Raw genomic sequence first — 18,560 nt, 5'->3', positions numbered from 1 at the left:
CGAATCCGGCGACTCCCGCTCGTCGCACTGACGACAGCACGTCAGACAACCACCAAGGAGCAACCTGATGCGTACCCTGATCGCCACCGCGTTCGTCTCGCTCGACGGCGTCATCGAGGCCCCCGGGGGAGAACCGGGCTACCGCAACTCGGGCTGGACCTTCAACGACATCGAGTTCGACGAGTCCGCCTACGAGATCAAGGGACGCGAGCAGGACGAGGCCACCGCGATGATGCTGGGCCGGGTCAGCTACCAGGCGTTCGCGCCGGTGTGGCCGGGCATGACCGACGAGTTCGCCGGCTACAACGCGATGCCGAAGTACGTCGTGTCGACGAGCCTCAAGGAGCAGGATCTGGTGTCCAACTGGGGGGAGATCGTCATCCTCCGGTCGCTTGACGACGTCGCCGCCCTCAAGCAGACCGACGGCGGCCCGATCAGCATCCACGGCAGCGCGACGCTGAACCGCAACCTCTCCGACGCCGGCCTGATCGACCGCTACCACCTGTTGGTCTTCCCGGTCCTGCTCGGCGCGGGCAAGCGGCTGTTCTCCGACACCGACCGGGACAAGCAGAACCTCAAGCTGGTCGAGAGCGAGTCCTACGCCAACGGCATCCAGAAGCTGGTCTACGACGTCGCCCGCTGACCGCGCCCCGAATCAGGTGCGGCTCTCTGGGTGCATCTGTTGCTGCTCCGACGACAACAGATGCACCCAGAGCGGAAGCTGCGTCCGTGGCGGAAGCCGTCAGCGGCTGGGCACCGACCGGATGCTCATGGCGATGGCGTCGGCCACCTGTTCGGCCGGCTGGGACACATCGGCGAGATGAGCGCCGGTCACGGCGGCGAAGGTGGTGAGCGCCCGGGCGACATCAGCTTCCCAGGCTGGCGGCTGCCTACTGGTACTCGGCCGCGACGTCCTCCGCCTCGGCGAGGAACTCGTCCAGCTCGGTGACGCTCAGGTTCTTGTCCAGAAGTATGTGGACGAGGACGAAGATCTCGGCGTCGAGCACGGTTTCGGCGGGCATGTTGTCGACCAGCTCCGGTTCGCCGAGGGCAGCGCGGATGAGACCCTCCGTTTCGAGGGCCGGCGGGGTGTCTCCGTCCTGATAACGGGCGCGGACTGTCGACACCCAGGCGGCGACGTCGGTGGGTGTCGCATCGGGCGCGAAGTACCGGTTGACGGCGAGGGCGAACGCGGCTCCGATGACGTAGGGGGCGCCGGCCTGACCGCTGCGGCGAATCTCGTCGCACAGTGCTTCGGCGGTGTCCCAGTCGGCTCGGGCCATGGCCCGGATGAGATCGCTGTACGGCTGTTCGTGCACCATGCCTCACTCGTTGGGTCGGTTGGTGTCCGGGTGGGTCACGGCTGTCGGGTCAGGCCGACGAGCGTGGCGAGCCGGGTGACGTCGGCTGGGGAGTTGCCTGCACGAAGCACGGCGGTGAGCGCGGCGCGTCCGGCGGGCCGCACGCGGGTCTCGGCAGGGGCGATGCGGTCGGCGACGACCAAGGCGCGTCCGGCGGCCTGAGGGTCGCCAAGGGCCAAGTGCGTGCGAGTGATGTCGATCAGGTGCCCGGCGCGGTGTTCGGCGGGCAGCCGATGCCAGGCATCGGTGTTGACGGCGAGTTTGTGGGTGGCAATGGCGAGGCCGTTGTCACCGAGATTGGCGGCTGTCAGGGCCCGGGCGAGATCGACAGCGACCGGCCCGAACCCGGCACCATGTCCGGACAGGCGGGCCAGGCGGGCTGCCTGATCGGTGAGGGTGCCGGCGGTGGTGGCGTCGCCGCAGGTGGCGGAGGCGAGGGCGGCTTCGACGAGCAGGACACCGGCGAGGGCGACGTCCTCCGGTGGGCTGGCGGGGGAGGGCGTCGGGCCGAGGGCGTGCAGGGCGGTGCGGGTGACGGCCAGCGCCAGCCGGCCACGCCGTACGGCTCGCAGCGCCTGCGCCAGGCCGACCACGGCGATCGCGGTACGCCGGGGGTCGCCGCCGGCAGCGGTCATGGCCCGGTCGGCGGTCAGCCAGGCCAGGTCGGGCTCGCCGAGTTTGACCAGAACCTGGGCGGCCAGCCGGTACACCCGTACCAACACGTCGACGGCGGACACCGGCAGGTCGGTGGTGGCGGCGTGGCGGGCGTCGGCAAGCAGGTCGGGCAGGATCCGCAGCAGCTGGGGATACTGGGCGTGTCGGTACGCGGCGAGCGCGTACCCGACCTGCCGGTCAAGGTCTACCGTGGTGGCACAGCTGGTCGGAAGGTCGTAGCGGGCGAGGGCCTCCCGTACCCGCTCCACGGCGGCCGTCATCTCGCTGACCGTCGGCTGCCGGCTGTCGCGTCCGACCAGCACGCCGGTGGCGACGCCGAGTGCCCCGGCGACCGTCTCGATCACCGACAGCCGGTCGAGCCGGCGGGCACCCCGTTCGATCTTGTCGACCCAGCTTTTCGACCTGCCGATCCGGTCGGCGAAGACCTGCTGACTCATCCCACGGCGGACCCGTAGCTGCGCGATACGCCGCCCGATCGGCAGCTCCTGCCGGCCGCCGCCGGTCATCGCCGCGCCGCCGGACCGATGGCCTCCGTGGACGCTCCGCAGCGCGGACACCACCGCGCCTTCACCTTGAACGCCAACAACCCCGCGAGAAACCCCAGCAGTACGCCGCCGAGCACCATCATCGCTACTTCGACGCCCACGCGCACTCACCTCAGGCGGATGGTGCAAGTCGAGCCGCTGACCGCGAACCTTGGCCTTCGGGTACGAGCGGCCCCCACGACCGCCGCAGCTGCGGGGGTTCGATCTCGGCGAGGGATAGGAATGCGTCTTGCATCCACTGCCTGAGCGACCACCGGCCGCATCAGGGAGGCCGGATTCAGTTGGTGATCCTGTCTGGTCTTGCAGAAACTCTGCCGCATCGAAGCTACTCCCGCATGGCTGGTCCGTGGGATCTCGCACCAGCCCGCTCCGGTCTCGAAGTGGGGGTCGGTGCGAGGTCGATCGCTGTAGGACCAACCATGATGGATTGTCCGCAGACAATCAAGTGGTCTGCGGACAATTCTTGCCGCTACACCTCTGGGGGGAAGGCGTAGACCAGCTCGTACACCTCTGCGTCGAGTACCATCAGCGACACCTCGACGCAGCGGTCGCCCGCGTAGGCGTACCTGGTGATCTCAAAGACGAGACCTCCTTCGCGGCGTAAGCCCAGCCCGTCCCGGCCTTCGGTCCCGTTGATTTCCGCCGGGGTGGGCGCGCGACTGATCACTCGTTCCACGAACCTCGTGGGCCCGAACCCCTGCTCATCGAGTCGTGCGAAGGTTCCGCCAGGACCGGTGTCCGTGTGTTCGATGCGAGTTCCGCGCGTCAGCTCGATGGGGAGGTAGGCGGTGGCGAGCTGCACCGAGCGCCGGTCTCGTACGTACCGGCGATACCTCGACAGCACGGCCTCGCCGGGCGGTACTCCGAGCGCCTCGGCAACATGGGCTGGCGGCACGACATCGCCCACCGCTACATCTACCGCCCGTGGTGGGTTATCCGTGTCGTGCGCCTGGATCGACAGCCCGTTACCCCACTGGGTCGGTGACAAGCGACCTGGAGAGGTGCGGGGAATCCGACTCGTTCGGACGTAGCTGCCGGAGCCTCGACGGGACTCGATCAGCCCTTCCGCACGGAGGCGATCGATAGCCTTCTCCGCAACGCCGCGTGCTACGCCTTCTTCCGAAGCGGCGAACTCGCGCAGCGTGGGTAGTTTCGCGCCAGCCTCATAGCCCTTGACGTGCTCCTTGATCCTGCGCCTAAGTTCGGCGGCGAAGGTCTCGGCGCTGTGCTTCCTGCCTGGTTCGCTCGTGTTGTCCACCGGATCTCCAACTGTCGCGTGACAAAAGGTTACTGGTGGCCTGTCTGAGGCAACGCGCTGCCCTTGGTGGGTCGGTATTCGGGCGAAATGTCAGCCGACTAAAAGATTGTCCGCTGACACTTAGCCAGGTGATTGCCGAAGATCGCCCGGAGTCGAATTGCCGAGAGTGAGCATTGCGATGCTTTGGGTGAGGTTGGTTTAGTCAACCGCTTGGCTATCCCATCCCTGTGCCGTTGTAGCGAAACGACTGTGGCGCCACGTTTCTACAGGTGCTCGGCTGCGAGTTGCTCCGCCTCGGCCACGAACTCGTCGAGTTCCGTCGCACTCAGGTTCTCCTGCAGAATTATCTGACCGAGCATGAGGAGTTCGGCCCCGAGCGCGGTTTCGGGAGCAATCGTGTCGACCAACTCTGATTCGCCTAGGGCGGCCCGGACGAGACCTTCCATCTCGAGTGTGGGCAAAGGTTCCTCCCCTTGGTACTGAGCACGGAGCCCAGCGACCCAGTTGGCCACATCGGTCGGGGTGGCGTCGGGGCCGAAGCGTCGGTTGACGGCGAGAGCGAAGGCGGCCCCAATAACCCGGAGGCCGTTTGCCAGGCCATCCTGGCCGATCTCGACTACCAGCGCATCGACAGCATCCCAGTCAGCCCTAGCCAGAGCTTGGATCAGGTCGCGGAGCGTTTCTTCCCTCACCTTTGTTGTCCTTTGCTGTCCATCTGCGGATCAATCTGGTGGCCCGATCAACTACCACGCCGGCTAGTAGGCCGACCACCACGAGGTTTCCGGCGGCTTCTGCCCCATCTATCTTGGGGCGTGGCGCGGGTGCCGGGGCGGTTGGGGTAGCAGTGCCAGCTGTTTGCGTGCCGGAGGGGCCGTTCATATCACGGAGGGCCTTGGCCCAGGATTGAAGTCCTTCGGTGGTGGAGGATGCCACGTCCTGTGCGTCGTCCGCCCGCCGCAGAGAGCGAGTGAGGAACCCTCCCGCCTTTTTGCGGCCGAGGTCGCGGCGGTCGCTGTCGGACAAGAGGTCTTCGCCGGAGGGTGGGCCGGACGGGGCGACGGTTGCTTGCGGCACCGAGCCCGGGGCGATCGCATTCAGGTACGCGGTGACATTCCGGGCGGCCTCGCTGCTCAACCGGGCGAGCCGGTGCGCCTTGTCGACACCGGTGCGGCTGTGGCTCACCGCCGCGCGGATGGTCGGGTGGTCGGAACCCTTGCCGGCCGTCGTGTAACGGGTGTTCGCCCCGGCGACGTCCGTGGCGGCGCGGGTCGCCTGCACCGCGAGGCCGTCCAATCGGTCCACTGCGGATCTGAGTTGGGCGATGACCTGTGCGAGCAGATCGCTCACCCCAGCCGCTTCCGGTACGCGCTGCCGTTCTCCTGGGCCGCGCCGATGGCTCGCAGGGTCAACGTCACCTCGCGGATGGCGTCCGCGATGGCCTTGCGGGCCTGTTCCGCCTCGGCTCGTCGGCTGTCGTGCAGGGTGGCGAAGACCAGCCCGGAAACCTCGTCCAGGGTCGCGCCGACTCCTTCGATCGTGGCCTTGCCCTGGTCGAGCAGGTGGTTCGCCTCATCGAGGGCGGCCTTGACCTCGCCGATGCTCACGGGTCACCCGAGCACGCTGATGTACTGCCGGGCCGCCTGGGTGCTGCCCTGGAGCACCGTCGCCGCCTCGACCAGCCGCTGCTTGCTCTGCTCGGCCCGGTTGATCGCCTCGGCGATGGCGGGATGACCGGTGCCGGCCGAGACCGCGCGCAGCCGAGAGATCACCTGTTCGGTGCCGGCGATGGCGGCCCGGATCTGATTCGTCGTCGCGTTGCACTGCTCGGCCGCCTGGGCGAGCTCGGCCTTCACTTGCTCGATGCTGGCCATGCCGTCCTTCCGGTCCGCCGCAGGGGTCGCGGTCAGTCACGTTTCGTGGCGGAGTCGACACTATCCAACGTGAATCCCGCTCCGCAGCCCCGTACCTCGGGGAGCCGTAGCGCTGACATCCACCTGCTGGCTCAGCCGTGCCAGGAGTGCCAGAGGGCGGCGTAGGCGCCACCGGCGCGGACGAGTTCGTCGTGGCTGCCGAGTTCGGTGATCCGGCCGTCCTCCAGCACCGCCACCCGGTCGGCGTCGTGAGCGGTGTTGAGCCGGTGCGCGATGGCGATGACGGTACGCCCGTTGACCACGGCGGCGAGGGCTCGCTCGGTGCGTCGGGCGGTCGTCGGGTCGAGCGCGGCCGTCGCCTCGTCGAGGATCAGGGTGTGCGGGTCGGCGAGTACCAGGCGGGCCAGCGCGAGCTGTTGGGCGTCGGCGGCACCGAGTTCGCGGGCACCGTCGCCGAGTTGCGTGTCGAGTCCGTCGGGCAGGTCGCCGTACCAGTCGGCGCTCACCGCGCCCAGGGCGGCGCGCATCTGCTCGTCGGACGCGCCCGGCGCGGCGAAGGCGAGATTGTCCCGCAGCGTACCGATGAAGACGTGGTGTTCCTGGGTGACCAGGGCGATCCGGCGACGTCGCTCGGCCGGGTCGAGGTCGGTGACCGCGACGCCGTCGAGGCTGACCACGCCCTCGCGTGGCTCGTCGATGCCGGCGAGCAGCCGGGCGAGGGTGGACTTTCCCGCGCCCGAGGGGCCGACGATGGCGAGGCGTTCGCCAGGACGCACCACCAGATCGATCCCGTGCAGCACGTCGGGGCCGTCGGCGTACGAGAACCGGGCGCCCCGCACCACGAGCCGCCCGGGTGGGGCGGACGCCGGAACCCGTGGTCGCGGTGTCCCGGTGGCGACCGGGGCGGCGGCGGATTCGCTCTGCTGGCCGACACCGAGCACCCGGGCGAACGAGGCGAGGCCGCGTTGGGCCTGTTCCATCCAGAGCAGCAGCCGGTCCAACGGCTCGATCGCCTGTTGCAGGTAGAGCGCCGCCGCGACCACCTCGCCGAGGGTCACCATGCCACGGTTCAGCAGGAAACCGCCGAACAGCAGCACCACCGCGATCGGCAGCGCGTAGCTCGCCTCCACCACCGGGAAGAAGACCGACCGCAGGGCCAGGGTCGCCCGGCGGGTGGCCCACACCTCACCGATGCGCTGCCGGCCGTACCCGATGCGGTCGGCACCGAGGCGGAGCGCCTCCACGGTCCGGGCGCCCTCCGCGGTGGTGGTCAGCGCCTCGGTCAACTCGGCGGTCGCCGCACCCTCGGCCAGGTAGGCGGGCCTGGCCCGACGCAGATACCAGCGGGTGACCGCGACGATCGTCGGCAGCCCGGTCAGGGCGACCAGGCCGAGCAGCGGATGCAGCAGGAAGATCGCGCCGAACAGCAGCGACAGCTGCGTCGCGGCGATGACCATGACGGGCATCACGTCCCGCACGGTCGTCCCGACGGTCGTCACGTCCACCGAGCTGCGGGTGGCGAGTTCGCCGGTGCCGGCCCGTTCGATGACGGAGATGGGCAGGTCCAGCGCTCGCGTGACGAATGCCTCGCGGAGCCGGGCGACGGACCGCTCACCGAACCGGTGACCGACGTACTGGGCGTAGCGGGCGAGCAGCCCGTGCGCCAGCACGCAGCCGCCGATCGCGAGGGCCAGCCGGTCCACCGCGGCGGCACCGGAACCGGCCGTGACCTCGTCGACGATCCGGCCCAGCAGCCACGGCGGGGCGAGCCCGGCGACCGCGGCGGCACCGTGCAGCACCAGGATGGCGGCGACCGCGCGGCGGTCCGCGGCGATGAGGTTCAGCGCGGCGCGGCGGACGACCTGACGGTCCGCGACGGGCAGCCCGCTCATCGCAGTGATCCGTCCACGTCGGCGGGTTCGCTGTCCCGGGACACCAGGGTCCGGTAGCTCGGATCCTGTTCGAGCAGGTCGACGTGGGCGCCGACGGCGACGATCCGGCCGTCGCGCAGGTGTGCGACCAGGTCGGCGCGACCGAGCAGCAGCGGCGAGGTGGTCAACACCACGGTGGTCCGCCCGGCCCGCTCCGCCCGGAGCCGCTGCGCGATGCGCGCCTCGGTGTGCGCGTCCACAGCCGATGTCGGGTCGATGAGGATCAGCACGTCCGGCTCGGCGAGCAGGGCACGGGCCAGGCGTAGCCGTTGCCGCTGGCCGCCGGAGAGTGTGCGGGCCCGCGCACCGACCGGCATCGCGAGCCCGTCCGGGTGGGCGTCGAGAAGATCCTCCGCCGACGCCGTACGCAGCGCCGCGCGCAGCTCGGCGTCGCCGAGATCCGCCCGGACGTGCAGGATCTCGCGCAGCGTGCCGGCGAAGAGGTAGGAGTCGTGGTCGGCGACGAGGATGAGGGCGCGCACCTCGTCCAGCGCGATGCTGGTCAGCGGTACCCCACCCCAGGTCACCTCGCTGGCGACGAACCGTCCGAGCCGGTCGGCCAACGCGCTGGCCTCAGCCGGGTCGTCGGCGGCGACGGCCAGCAGCCGCCCGGTGGGTACGGTCAGCCCGGAGGTGGGATCGTGCAGGTCGGCGGGCCGGTCCGGCGCCTGGCGCGTCCCGCCACCCGGCGACGTCGGGCCGGCCGCGTCCGGCCGCAGGTTGAGCAGCGCGACGATCCGGCGGGCGGCGACCCGCCCCCGGATCACCTGGTGACCGCCTTCGAGCAGGAACCACACCGGCACGATGAGGACCGCCACGTACCCGTAGACGGCCACCATCTGCCCGATGGTGATGTCACCGGCCGAGGCCATCCGTGCCGCCAGCCACACCACGGCGGCCAGGAACACCCCCGGGACGACGATCGTCAGCGACTCGATCCAACTGTTCACCGCACCCACCCGGTACCCCTCGGCCAGCAGCCGTTGCGAGCGGGCCGCGTACCGGCGGGCGAACAGCCCCCGACCACCGACTCCGGCGAGCACGCGCAGCCCGGCCACGACGTCGGCGGCGCGGGTGGTGAGCAGGCCCTGCTGGTGGCGGTAGACCGACTCGACCCGTTCGAGGCGGCGCAGCAGCGGAGCGACGAGCAGGACCACCGTCGGCACGCCGAGCAGCACGAACACCGCGAGCGACGGCGACACCGACCACAGCAGAAAGGCGACGAAGACGTACGCGAGGACCGCCCCGACGCCGGGCCCGGTCATCGTCAGCACCGCCGAGGTGTGGGTGATGTCGGCACCGCCCACCGTGGCCACCTCACCGGCGGCGAGTCTGCGGGGGAGCACCGCACCGATCCGGGAGAGGTGACGCAGCAGGACGGCGGCGGACCGGGCCGAGGCGTCCTCCCGAACGAACGTCATCGTGCGGTGCCGCATGATGCCCAGGTAGGCCAGCCCGACCCCGGCGACGACGATCGCGGCCACCCACCACAGCAGCGTCCGGTGGTCGGCGGCGCGCAGCCCGTCGTCGATGGCCCGGGCGACGAGGTACGGCCGCAGCGACAACCCGAGCATCCAGGCCGTGCCGATCAGACCGCCGCGTAGCACCCGCCACGGCTGGCAGCGGACCAGCCACCAGATGTACCGCAGTGGCCCCCTCGTGTCCGGCGTGCCCGGCTCGACGTGCGGGAGCTGCGGGGGCATCGGTCCAGGCTACGATGCGGCTCGGAACGCTTCCACGTCAATATCAGCCGGTTCGGGCGTGGTTGAGGAGTCAGGTGGGTCGGCGCAGGATGGTGACGGCGAAGTCCGCGTCGTCGCGCCACGGACGCAGGTCCCAGGTGGCGAAGCGATGGTCGAGGCGCAGTCCGGCGCCGACCGCGTCGGCGTCGAAATCGGTGAGCGGATACCCCCGGTCGGTGCCGAATCCGACCGCGACCACCCCGTCCGGGCGCAGGTGCGCGGCGACCCGGCTGAGCACCTGCCGTTCGGTGCCGGCGGCGACGAACGCCATCACGTTGCCGGCCAGCACCGCCGCGTCGAAGGGCTCGCCCTCACCGGCCGCCGCGAGGTCCAACTCGGCGAGGTCGGCGACGAGCCAGCGGGGCGCGGGGTGGTCGGCGCGGGCGGCGTCGATCAGGACCGGGTCCGCGTCCACCCCGACCACCGTGTGACCGCGTGCGGCCAGCTCGGCGCCGACCCGACCGGTGCCGCAGCCCGCGTCGAGAATCCGGGAGGCCGGCGGCACCAGCGTGTCGAGCAGCCGGGCTTCACCGGCCAGGTCCGCTCCTTCGGCCGCCAACTGCCGGAACCGGTTGACGTACCACTGGGAGTGCTCGGGACCGGTGTCGGTGGCCCATCGGGTCCTGTTGGTCATGTCTGCACCGTATCCGGACCGGCTCAGGGCAGCCGTCCGGCCGCCGGAACAGACAAACGGCAGGTATCCGGAGACCATCTCGCGCGCTACCATGTCGTGACTCATGGTGAACCGAACTGTCCCGCCGGCGAGGCCGGGCCCGGCCGTCGGCGCTGATGCCGTCGGCGAACACGGCCGATTGTGGGGGTTGGCGCGCGACACCCTCGACGGCAATTGGGCGGGCGGACACACTGTGCCGTCGCGCACCCTGTATCCGCACCAGTGGAGCTGGGATTCCGCGTTCATCGCGATCGGTTGGGCGCAGGTCCGTCCCGACCGTGCCTGGTCGGAGCTGACCAGCCTGTTCCGCGCCCAGTGGCGCGACGGCCGGGTGCCGCACATCGTGTTCAACCCGGCCGTGTCCGGTGGCGCCTACTTTCCCGGGCCGGGATTCTGGTCGTCGTCGACCGTCGCGGGGACGCCCTCGGTGGCCACGTCCGGCCTGGTGCAGCCGCCCGTGCACGCGCTGGCCGCCTGGCACGCGTACCGTCGCGTGCCGACGCAGGAGAGCCGCGCCGCGTTGCGTCGGCTCTATCCGCACCTGGTGGCGCAGCAGCGCTACCTGGCCACCTGCCGCGATGTCGGTGGTGCCGGGCTGGCCAGCATCGTGCACCCGTGGGAGTCCGGACTGGACAACAGCCCCGCCTGGGACGAACCGATGTCCGCGGTGGCGGCGGAGGTGGCGGTGATGCGCGCGTACCGGCGGCGCGACACCGTGCACGCCGATCCCGCGCACCGACCCACCGACCTGGACTACGCGCGGTACGTCACCATCGTGACCGCGTACCGGGCGAACGGTTACCGCGACGACGGCCTGGCCGACCGGCACCCGTTCCTGGTGGAGTGTCCGCTGTTCAACGCGGCCATGGGTGCCTCGGAGTCGGCGCTCGCCGGGATCGCCGAGGTGATCGGTGCCGACCCGGGCCCGCACCGGGAACGGGCGGTCGCGATCACCGAGGCCGTGGTGGCCCGGCTGTACGACCCGGACACCGGCACCTTCCACCCGCGTGACCTGCGTACCGGCCGGCTTACCCCGGCCCGTACGGTGCTCGGCCTGGCCCCGCTGATCCTGCCCGACCTGCCGGCGCGGCAGGTCGAGGCGGTGCTCGCCGAGGCCCGCTCGGCGCGCTTCGGTCTCGGCGCGCGGATGGACCGGCCGCTGCCCAGCCACGACCGCACCGCCACCGACTTCGAGCCGCTGCGCTACTGGCGCGGCCCGAGCTGGACGAACATCACCTGGCTGGTCCGGCGGGGACTGCTGGTGCACGGACACGACCGGTTGGCGGCCGGGCTGCGCACCTCGATGATCGACCTGGTCTCGACGGCCGGTTGCCACGAGTACTTCCACCCGGACACCGGCGCCGGCCTCGGCTCACCGGCGTTCAGCTGGACGGCGGCCCTGCTGCTGGACGTGCTGGCCGACTGACCGGCGCGGGCGCGACCCGCCCGGTGCCGCAGTCCGGGTGGCACGGGAGGTGACGTCGCCCGGGGACAGGTAGGTTGCTGTCCAGGGTCGGCCGGCCGCCGTGCCGGTTCCGGGCGCCACCGTGACCGGGTGACCGGGCTGGACGGGAGGGACACGCGATGAGCCGGGACAGCTACGACGAGCAGCTCGACCGGCTGACCGGTGTGCTGGCGCTGATGAGCCGGGACGCCAGTGCGGCGATCCGGCGGGCCAGCACCGCCCTGCTGGAGGTGGACCGGGGCGCGGCCGAGACCGTGCTCGCCGAGGACGCCGTGCTGGACACCCGGCGGGCCGAGGTGGAGGCGATGATTCCCGAGGTGCTGGTGCGGCACCAGCCCGTCGCCTCGGATCTACGCCTGGTGGTGTGTGCGCTGCGGATCGGCGGTGCCCTGGAGCGGATGGGCGACCTGGCGGTGCATGTCGCGAAGGTCGCGCTGCGCCGGCATCCGGTCGGGGTGGTGCCAGAGCTGGCGATGCCGGTGATGACGGCGCTGGCCGAGGCGGCGGCAGGGGTGGCCGACAAGAGCGCGGTCGTGCTGGCCACCAAGGACCGGCTCGACGCGATGCAGCTCGGGCTGGACGACGACGAGGTGGACGCCGCCCAGGAACGCCTGCTGTCGCTGCTGGTCTCCGGCTGGCCGTACGGGGTGGAGTCCGCGATCGACCTGGCCCTGCTCGGCCGCTACTACGAGCGTTACGCCGACCACGCGGTGAACGTCGCCCGTCAGGTCGTGTACCTGGTGACCGGCACCATCCGCCTCTGACGAGGCGCGCGAAGGCCAGCATCCGGCCGACAGAATTCCGGACATCCGGTACGGCGCGCCCGCAACGTCACATCCCGGCTCCCAGGTGGCCGTCACCGGGCCGGCAAGTTCATTTTTCGTTCACCTGGGTCCGGGAGTCCGGCTACCTGCGCCTCCTAACTTGACTCGCGTACGGCCCGGACGGGCTGATGCACCCCGATAGAGAGGCTTACCTGGTGAACCGCAACGTGCTTTCGCGGCGCGTCCTTGCCGGCGTCGCGCTTGCCGCGCTCGCGCTTACCGGCTGTGGTAGCAACGACAGCAGCTCGGAGCCGGGCGGCAGTGGCGGCGACGGCGCCTACGCCGACCTGTCCGGCGAGTTGAAGGCGTCGGGCGCCAGCTTCCCGGACGCTTACTACCAAGAGGTCGTCGAAGCCTTCAAGGCCGAGGCGTCCGACGTGACGGTCACCTACAACGCGACCGGCTCCGGCACCGGCAAGAAGCAGTTCGGTGAGGGCCTGGTCGACTTTGCCGGCACCGACAGCCTGGTGAAGGACACCGACGGTGTGACCGCCGGTTCGTTCATGTACGTGCCGACGGTGGCGGCGCCGATCACGGTTTCCTACAACCTTGAGGGCGTCGACAAGCTCCAGCTCAGCCCGGAGACGCTTGCCAAGATTTTCCAGACCGACATCAAGACCTGGGACGACGCGGCCGTCAAGGCCGACAACCCGGGTGTCGAGCTGCCTAGCACCCCGATCGTGGTCGCCCACCGCTCGGACGGCTCCGGCACCACCAGCAACTTCACCAAGTACCTCGACGCCGCCGCCGCGGGCACCTGGAAGCTGGGCAGCGGTGACACGGTGGCCTGGCCGGCCAGCACCCAGGGTGGCGAGAAGAACACCGGCGTCGCCCAGATCGTCAAGCAGACCAACGGTGCCGTCGGGTACGTCGACCTGAGCGACGCCAAGGCCACCGGTCTGAAGTACGCCGCCATCAAGAACAAGGACGGCCAGTTCGTCGAGCCGTCGCTGGAGGGCACCACCGCCGGCCTGGAGGGTGCCGAGATCGCCGAGGACCTGAGCTACAACCCGCTCAACGCCGCCGGTGCCGCTGCCTACCCGATCACCGCGCCGACGTTCATCATCGTCAAGACCTCCTACGACGACGCGAACAAGGCCGCGCTGGTCAAGGGCTTCCTCACCTACCTGCTCAACGACGGCCAGGAACTGGCCGAGGAGGTCGACTTCGCACCGCTGCCGGCCTCGCTCAAGGACAAGGCGCTGGCCCAGGTCGAGAAGATCCAGGGCTGATCAAATCAAGATCGCTAGGGCGTTCCAGCTGGGGACGGGATCACGTCGATCCCGTCCCTAGCGGGGTACCTGAGCTGGAGTGAAGATGACCTTGACGAACAATCCCCCCGCCGCGAAGCCGACGTTGACCCAGCGCGGCCGCAGCGCCCTCGGCGACCGCGTCTTCTCCTGGTGGACGCTCGGCACCGGCCTGCTGGTGCTGGCCATCCTCGGGCTGATCCTGATCACCACCGTCCGGGAGGCCTGGCCCGCGTTCGACGCGATGGGCCTGCGCTTCATCACCGAACGGGTCTGGGACCCGAACCCGGCCACCGGCGACGCCATCTTCGGCGCGTTGTCGTTCGCGTACGGCACCGCGGTCTCGTCGCTCATCGCGCTGCTGTTCGCGGTGCCGGTCTCGGTCGGCATCGCGCTGTTCCTCACCGAGTTGGCGCCGCGCCGGTTGCGTGGCCCGGCGGTGACCGTGATCGACCTGCTGGCCGCCGTACCGTCGGTGGTCTTCGGCCTCTGGGGCATCCTGGTCGTGGCGCCCGCGCTGGTTCCGATCTACCAGTGGATGCACGACCTCCTCGGCGGCATTCCGCTGCTCGGCCGGCTCTTCGGGCCGGTGGCCAGCGGCCGCAACTTCATGACCGCCGGCCTGATCCTGGCGATCATGGTCACGCCGATCATCACGTCGATCACCCGCGAGGTGTTCAGCACGGTGCCGCGCGCCGACAAGGACGCCGCCCTCGCCCTGGGTGCCACCCGTTGGGAGATGATCCGGGGCGCGGTCTTCCCGCACAGCTTCGGTGGGGTGGTCGGCGCGGTGATGCTCGGCCTGGGCCGGGCGATGGGCGAGACGATCGCGGTCGCCCTGGTCATCGGCGGTGCCACGAACATCACCGCCAACCTGTTCGCCCCCGGCAACTCGATGGCCGCCGTGATCGTGCAGCAGTTCGGCGAGTCCACCGGCACGTTCACCGCCGCGCTGATCGGTCTCGGCGTGGTGCTGTTCGCGATGACCGTGCTGGTCAACCTGCTCGCCCAGGTGGTCGTTCGTCGGGCCGAGGCCCGGATGAAGGGAAGCGTCGCGTGACTCTCACCGCACCACCCGCCGCCCGCCCGGCCGCCGGCGGGCCCGACCTGACCCGGGCCGCCCTCTCCGGCCGCCGCCGGTTCACCAACCACCTCGCCACGGCGGCCATCTGGGTCGCCGTGCTGCTCGCCGTCATTCCGCTGGCCCTGGTGACCTACACCGTCATCGCCAAGGGCGGTGGGGTGATGAGCCTGTCGTTCCTCAACGAGGACATCCCCAACTCCTACCGCCGTGACGGCGGCGGCATGGGCCCGGCGATCGTCGGCACGTTGCTCATCACCGGGATGGCCGCCCTGATGGCGATCCCGCTCGGCGTCTTCGGCGCGGTCTACCTCAACGAGTACGGCAAGCAGCGGCCACTGGCCCGGGTCATCCGGTTGATGGCCGACGTGATGACCGGCGTGCCGTCGATCGTGATGGGTCTGTTCATCTACATCTCCTGGGTGCTGCTCGTCGGCGAGCAGACCGGCTTCGCCGGCGCGTTGGCGCTGGCCTGCCTGATGCTGCCGGTGGTCATCCGCAGCAGCGAGGAGATGCTCCGGCTGGTCCCCGACGAGCTTCGGCAGGCCAGCATGGCGCTCGGTGCCCGCAAGTGGAAGACCACGCTCACCGTGGTGCTGCCGGCGGCGATCTCCGGGATCACCAGCGGCTCGCTGCTGGCCGTCGCCCGTGCGGCCGGTGAGACCGCCCCGATCATCATCGTCACCGGCATCGTCTTCTCGCCCAACTGGAACCTCTTCGACGGCTCCAACACGGCGTTGCCGGCGCAGATCTTCCGCAACGCCAGCCAGCCCTTCCCGGCCGCACAGGACCGGGCCTGGGGTGCGGCGTTGACGCTCATCGTGATCGTGCTCGGCTTCACGATCATCGCCCGATTCATCTCCAGCCGGTTCGCCATCAAGGAGCGCTGACATGGCCAGCAACGACACAAACCTCACCACCCGCCCGTCCGTGGCGGTGCACGCTCCCGGCACCACCGTCTCCGGCGCGGACTCCGCCAACTCGTCGGTGATGCAGTTGCGCGACGTGAGCGTCTACTACGGCAGCTACGAGGCGGTCCGCGGCACCACGATGCCGATCCAGCAGAACCAGGTCACCGCGATGATCGGGCCGTCCGGCTGCGGCAAGTCCACCGTGCTGCGGGCGCTCAACCGGATGAACGACCCGATCCCCGGCGCCCGGGTCAGCGGCGACGTGCTGTTCCACGGCCAGGACCTGTACGCCAAGGACATCGACCCGATCCAGGTGCGCCGGCGCATCGGCATGGTGTTCCAGAAGCCCAACCCGTTCCCCAAGTCCATCTACGACAACGTCGCGTACGGGCTGCGGATCAACGGCATCAAGGGTCGCCTCGACGACCACGTCGAGGAGGCGCTGACCAAGGCCGCGCTCTGGGACGAGGTCAAGGACAAGCTGCGCAAGAGCGCCCTGGCGCTCTCCGGCGGCCAGCAGCAGCGGCTCTGCATCGCCCGGACGATCGCCGTCAAGCCCGAGGTGATCCTGATGGACGAGCCCTGCTCGGCCCTCGACCCGATCGCCACGGCGAAGATCGAGGATCTGATCTTCGAGCTGACGAACGATTACACCATCGTCATCGTCACGCACAACATGCAGCAGGCGGCCCGGGTCAGCCACTACACCGCGTTCTTCACGGCCGAGGTGGACGAGGCGCAGGAGCGGCACGGGCGGCTGGTCGAGTTCAGCCAGACCGGCAAGCTGTTCACCAACCCCGCCGACAAGCGTACGGAGGACTACATCACCGGTCGCTTCGGCTGAGGCCGAACGCGACGGTCGACGGTGGGTCGCCGTTGGTCAGGGGGTGACCCACCGTGCGTGGCTGGCTCGTCGTGATGCCCAGCCGTGTTCCGCCGACCGTCGTCGACCTGTAGTGCGGGGGATCGCCCGGCGCGCCCGAGGGTGTCGCGGCGGGCCTGAACTGAACCGGAGCCGGGGTGCGATGAACAATCTCGTCGAGGCCACCAGGGGTGACCATCGATCCGATGGGCGTTTCGTGCTGCTCGTGGTGGACGACGACGAGAGCGTCGGTGCCGCGTTGGTCGCCCAGCTGGCCGACCACCGGGTACGTGGCCACGACTTCGCGCACGCCGCCGAGGCGCTGCTGGCCGCCGGGGCGCTGCAACCGGACGCGGCCGTGGTCGCCGCCGGGCTGTCCACGATGAGCTGCACCGAGCTGGTGCGGTTGCTCGCCGGCCGGGCCGGCATCCCCACTGTGGTCGGGGTGGGCGACGAGGACGGTGGGGTGGCCGCCGCCGCGCTCAAGGCCGGTGCCACGGCCTGCGTCCGGCGTCCCTACCGGGCCGAGGAGGTGCTGCCCATCCTGCGGGCCATCCGCCCGGAGACCTCCGGCGCCCTCGATCCGCCGATCGAGCTGGGCGGGCTGCGGGTGGACCCGGCGACGTTCGAGGTGAGCCGGGACGGCCGCACGGTGGCCCTGCCGTTGAAGGAGTTCCGCCTGCTCTACTTCTTCATGAGCCACGCCGAACGGACGGTCACCCGCGAGCAGCTGCTCGCCGCCGTCTGGGGCGGTATCTCCGACGACACGTCGAACACCCTCACGGTGCACATCAAGCGCTTGCGTCGACGGTTGGCGCTGGACGGGGACCAGGCTCCGATGATCGTGACCGTACGCGGCCTGGGCTACCGGTTCGTGCCCGCCCAGGCCACGGCAACGTCGTCACCGTCGTGAACATGCCGGCGCCGCCGCCGTACCTGCCGTCGGGGACGCCGACGGAGGGCATGGTCCTGGTGGCGGTCCCGCTGGCGTACGTCCCGCACGTGGCCCGCTTGCTGGCCGACCTCGACGCCCGCCAGCGGATGGCGCCGGTACCCCGACGGCGGGTCAACCCGGTGTCCCGTCCGCCCGAGTCCGAGTGGACGGTGGAGGACCTGCGCCAGCTCAGCCAGGGGCCCAGCGCCACCCACCGGACGGTCGCCGCGGTGCTCGACGCGCTCGCCGCCGAGCCGGAGCGGCTGTTCACCGTGGGTGACCTGGCCGAGGTGACCGGCCGGCCGCGCAAGAAGATCATCGGCGCGATGGCGGGGCTGACCCGGTTGTTGAAGGCCCACTACGACTACGCCGGGCGGGGTTTCCCGTTCGATCGGGTGCCCGGGCGGCCGGAGGCCCCACGGGAGCTGTGCTACACGATGGACCGGGTACGCGCCGGACGCTGGCGGGAGGCACGGCTGCGCGGCCCGGACACCGGTGCCCGCGCGGCGCTGCCGGCCGACCCAGGCGAGCGACGTGAGGGGGACGACGCCGACCAGCCGACCGGGCGTGGTGCCGACGAAGGTGCGGCCGGGGGCCCGGTCGCGCACTCCGGAGCGTGAACCGCGCACCTGCGCAACGCTCAGCTCCGGTTCAGCCGCGCGGTGTCCCGGCGCCGACTGCCGGCGGCGACCTCCAGCCGGCGGACCTGCTCGATCACCGCCACCACCAGGGCGTGTCCCTCCGGCGACAGGCGGGCGTCGACCAGCCGCCGGGCCACCTGCCGGACGTACGGGTCGGCCAGCAGGTGCACGAGGTCGTCGTCGGGTGGTTCCCGGTCGGCCGGTCGTTCGGTGAAGAACGAGGGCGGGCGACCGAAGAAGGCGGCTATCGCCTCCACCACCGAGCGTCGCGGGTCCGGTGCCCGGCCCTGGCGCAGGTTGTTGAGGTGGGTGTGGGATATCCGGCAGCCGCGTCGGGTCAGTTCGCCGGCGACGCGGCGGACGCTGTACGGCTTGCCGGTCTGGTCCGGGGTGGTGCGGAACAGCCAGTCGAGACGCTCGGCGAAGGTCGTTCCGGGGTGGTCCGGCTCCTCAGTCATGGAGGCTCCTCGGACGGCGGAACACCAGGTTTACACAACGACTGGATCCGGAATCCAGCATTGACAGGACTCCTTACT

The 18,560-nt window shown here is 70.5% G+C and carries 21 protein-coding genes; 9 read left to right on the top strand and 12 right to left on the bottom strand.

Annotated features, from left to right (window positions below):
* The first annotated feature begins 67 nt into the window (after positions 1 to 67).
* Entirely contained in the window at positions 68 to 643 is a 576-nt protein-coding gene (locus tag KBX00_RS10830) for a dihydrofolate reductase family protein (RefSeq protein WP_210825845.1), read from the top strand.
* Positions 644 to 890: 247 nt separating this feature from the next.
* Here KBX00_RS10830 and KBX00_RS10825 read toward each other — a convergent pair whose 3' ends face one another.
* The 11 genes from KBX00_RS10825 to KBX00_RS10775 all read right to left on the bottom strand — a co-directional run bounded on the left by KBX00_RS10825 (position 891) and on the right by KBX00_RS10775 (position 10,017).
* On the bottom strand, positions 891 to 1,322 hold the full coding sequence (locus tag KBX00_RS10825) for a hypothetical protein (RefSeq protein WP_210825844.1): 432 nt from the start codon (positions 1,320 to 1,322) through the stop codon (positions 891 to 893).
* A gap of 35 nt (positions 1,323 to 1,357) precedes the next feature.
* Positions 1,358 to 2,542: a helix-turn-helix domain-containing protein gene (locus tag KBX00_RS10820; RefSeq protein ID WP_210825843.1), complete on the bottom strand. Its 1,185-nt coding sequence runs from the start codon at positions 2,540 to 2,542 to the stop codon at positions 1,358 to 1,360.
* Positions 2,539 to 2,682 carry a hypothetical protein gene (locus KBX00_RS10815; RefSeq protein ID WP_210826185.1) on the bottom strand — a complete coding sequence of 48 codons (144 nt, stop codon included), beginning with the start codon at positions 2,680 to 2,682 and terminating at the stop codon, positions 2,539 to 2,541. Before KBX00_RS10815 ends, KBX00_RS10820 begins: the two co-directional genes overlap by 4 nt.
* A 368-nt stretch (positions 2,683 to 3,050) precedes the next feature.
* Entirely contained in the window at positions 3,051 to 3,839 is a 789-nt protein-coding gene (locus tag KBX00_RS10810) for a GntR family transcriptional regulator (protein ID WP_210825842.1), read from the bottom strand.
* A 263-nt stretch (positions 3,840 to 4,102) separates the two neighbouring features.
* Positions 4,103 to 4,531, bottom strand: coding sequence for a hypothetical protein (locus KBX00_RS10805; protein WP_210825841.1), 429 nt, complete (start codon positions 4,529 to 4,531; stop codon positions 4,103 to 4,105).
* Positions 4,488 to 5,186, bottom strand: a complete 699-nt coding sequence (locus tag KBX00_RS10800) for a hypothetical protein (protein ID WP_307868427.1) — start codon at positions 5,184 to 5,186, stop codon at positions 4,488 to 4,490. Before KBX00_RS10800 ends, KBX00_RS10805 begins: the two co-directional genes overlap by 44 nt.
* Positions 5,183 to 5,443, bottom strand: coding sequence for a hypothetical protein (locus tag KBX00_RS10795; RefSeq protein ID WP_210825840.1), 261 nt, complete (start codon positions 5,441 to 5,443; stop codon positions 5,183 to 5,185). Before KBX00_RS10795 ends, KBX00_RS10800 begins: the two co-directional genes overlap by 4 nt.
* A gap of 3 nt (positions 5,444 to 5,446) precedes the next feature.
* Complete coding sequence (locus KBX00_RS10790; RefSeq protein WP_210825839.1) at positions 5,447 to 5,710, bottom strand: hypothetical protein; 264 nt, start codon at positions 5,708 to 5,710, stop codon at positions 5,447 to 5,449.
* A 131-nt stretch (positions 5,711 to 5,841) separates the two neighbouring features.
* Positions 5,842 to 7,602 carry an ABC transporter ATP-binding protein gene (locus KBX00_RS10785; RefSeq protein WP_210825837.1) on the bottom strand — a complete coding sequence of 587 codons (1,761 nt, stop codon included), beginning with the start codon at positions 7,600 to 7,602 and terminating at the stop codon, positions 5,842 to 5,844.
* Complete coding sequence (locus KBX00_RS10780; RefSeq protein ID WP_210825835.1) at positions 7,599 to 9,344, bottom strand: ABC transporter ATP-binding protein; 1,746 nt, start codon at positions 9,342 to 9,344, stop codon at positions 7,599 to 7,601. The genes KBX00_RS10785 and KBX00_RS10780 overlap by 4 nt, the downstream gene beginning before the upstream one ends.
* Before the next feature lie 70 nt (positions 9,345 to 9,414).
* Positions 9,415 to 10,017, bottom strand: coding sequence for a bifunctional 2-polyprenyl-6-hydroxyphenol methylase/3-demethylubiquinol 3-O-methyltransferase UbiG (locus tag KBX00_RS10775; protein ID WP_210825833.1), 603 nt, complete (start codon positions 10,015 to 10,017; stop codon positions 9,415 to 9,417).
* 232 nt (positions 10,018 to 10,249) lie between these two features.
* Between KBX00_RS10775 and KBX00_RS10770 the strand changes: the two genes are divergently transcribed.
* From KBX00_RS10770 to KBX00_RS10735, 8 genes are all read left to right on the top strand, one after another.
* A complete protein-coding gene (locus tag KBX00_RS10770; protein WP_307868424.1) occupies positions 10,250 to 11,482 on the top strand; it encodes a hypothetical protein in 1,233 nt (410 codons plus the stop codon).
* A 158-nt stretch (positions 11,483 to 11,640) separates the two neighbouring features.
* The gene (gene phoU, locus KBX00_RS10765) at positions 11,641 to 12,285 is read left to right on the top strand and encodes a phosphate signaling complex protein PhoU (RefSeq protein WP_210825829.1); all 645 of its coding nucleotides are present in this window, start codon (positions 11,641 to 11,643) and stop codon (positions 12,283 to 12,285) included.
* Between the two features lie 215 nt (positions 12,286 to 12,500).
* The gene (gene pstS, locus KBX00_RS10760) at positions 12,501 to 13,577 is read left to right on the top strand and encodes a phosphate ABC transporter substrate-binding protein PstS (RefSeq protein ID WP_210825827.1); all 1,077 of its coding nucleotides are present in this window, start codon (positions 12,501 to 12,503) and stop codon (positions 13,575 to 13,577) included.
* A gap of 85 nt (positions 13,578 to 13,662) precedes the next feature.
* Positions 13,663 to 14,655: a phosphate ABC transporter permease subunit PstC gene (gene pstC, locus KBX00_RS10755; RefSeq protein ID WP_301547707.1), complete on the top strand. Its 993-nt coding sequence runs from the start codon at positions 13,663 to 13,665 to the stop codon at positions 14,653 to 14,655.
* The gene (gene pstA, locus KBX00_RS10750; protein WP_210825823.1) at positions 14,652 to 15,566 is read left to right on the top strand and encodes a phosphate ABC transporter permease PstA; all 915 of its coding nucleotides are present in this window, start codon (positions 14,652 to 14,654) and stop codon (positions 15,564 to 15,566) included. Before pstC ends, pstA begins: the two co-directional genes overlap by 4 nt.
* 1 nt (position 15,567) lies before the next feature.
* Complete coding sequence (gene pstB, locus KBX00_RS10745) at positions 15,568 to 16,431, top strand: phosphate ABC transporter ATP-binding protein PstB (protein WP_210825820.1); 864 nt, start codon at positions 15,568 to 15,570, stop codon at positions 16,429 to 16,431.
* Between the two features lie 181 nt (positions 16,432 to 16,612).
* Positions 16,613 to 17,362 carry a response regulator transcription factor gene (locus tag KBX00_RS10740; protein ID WP_210825818.1) on the top strand — a complete coding sequence of 250 codons (750 nt, stop codon included), beginning with the start codon at positions 16,613 to 16,615 and terminating at the stop codon, positions 17,360 to 17,362.
* A 2-nt stretch (positions 17,363 to 17,364) separates the two neighbouring features.
* The gene (locus tag KBX00_RS10735; RefSeq protein ID WP_210825816.1) at positions 17,365 to 18,003 is read left to right on the top strand and encodes a hypothetical protein; all 639 of its coding nucleotides are present in this window, start codon (positions 17,365 to 17,367) and stop codon (positions 18,001 to 18,003) included.
* A 20-nt stretch (positions 18,004 to 18,023) separates the two neighbouring features.
* Here the strand turns inward: KBX00_RS10735 and KBX00_RS10730 are convergent, their stop codons facing one another.
* Entirely contained in the window at positions 18,024 to 18,482 is a 459-nt protein-coding gene (locus KBX00_RS10730) for a hypothetical protein (RefSeq protein WP_210825814.1), read from the bottom strand.
* Positions 18,483 to 18,560 lie beyond the last annotated feature (78 nt).

The sequence above is a fragment of the Micromonospora sp. C95 genome, assembly GCF_018070465.1.
In the GTDB taxonomy this organism is placed as follows: domain Bacteria; phylum Actinomycetota; class Actinomycetes; order Mycobacteriales; family Micromonosporaceae; genus Micromonospora.
The sequence above is the reverse complement of the archived record's forward strand: the minus strand, read 5'-3'. Positions and strand labels throughout refer to the sequence as shown.

Excerpts from the sequence above, each read along its gene's own strand:
- pstC (WP_301547707.1), top strand. The coding sequence starts at position 13,663 with ATGACCTTGACGAACAATCCCCCCGCCGCGAAGCCGACGTTGACCCAG.
- KBX00_RS10740 (WP_210825818.1), top strand. The coding sequence starts at position 16,613 with ATGAACAATCTCGTCGAGGCCACCAGGGGTGACCATCGATCCGATGGG.
- KBX00_RS10820 (WP_210825843.1), bottom strand. The coding sequence starts at position 2,542 with ATGACCGGCGGCGGCCGGCAGGAGCTGCCGATCGGGCGGCGTATCGCG.
- KBX00_RS10790 (WP_210825839.1), bottom strand. The coding sequence starts at position 5,710 with ATGGCCAGCATCGAGCAAGTGAAGGCCGAGCTCGCCCAGGCGGCCGAG.
- KBX00_RS10730 (WP_210825814.1), bottom strand. The coding sequence starts at position 18,482 with ATGACTGAGGAGCCGGACCACCCCGGAACGACCTTCGCCGAGCGTCTC.
- KBX00_RS10785 (WP_210825837.1), bottom strand. The coding sequence starts at position 7,602 with ATGAGCGGGCTGCCCGTCGCGGACCGTCAGGTCGTCCGCCGCGCCGCG.
- KBX00_RS10775 (WP_210825833.1), bottom strand. The coding sequence starts at position 10,017 with ATGACCAACAGGACCCGATGGGCCACCGACACCGGTCCCGAGCACTCC.
- pstB (WP_210825820.1), top strand. The coding sequence starts at position 15,568 with ATGGCCAGCAACGACACAAACCTCACCACCCGCCCGTCCGTGGCGGTG.
- KBX00_RS10780 (WP_210825835.1), bottom strand. The coding sequence starts at position 9,344 with ATGCCCCCGCAGCTCCCGCACGTCGAGCCGGGCACGCCGGACACGAGG.
- KBX00_RS10735 (WP_210825816.1), top strand. The coding sequence starts at position 17,365 with ATGCCGGCGCCGCCGCCGTACCTGCCGTCGGGGACGCCGACGGAGGGC.
- phoU (WP_210825829.1), top strand. The coding sequence starts at position 11,641 with ATGAGCCGGGACAGCTACGACGAGCAGCTCGACCGGCTGACCGGTGTG.
- KBX00_RS10825 (WP_210825844.1), bottom strand. The coding sequence starts at position 1,322 with ATGGTGCACGAACAGCCGTACAGCGATCTCATCCGGGCCATGGCCCGA.
- KBX00_RS10830 (WP_210825845.1), top strand. The coding sequence starts at position 68 with ATGCGTACCCTGATCGCCACCGCGTTCGTCTCGCTCGACGGCGTCATC.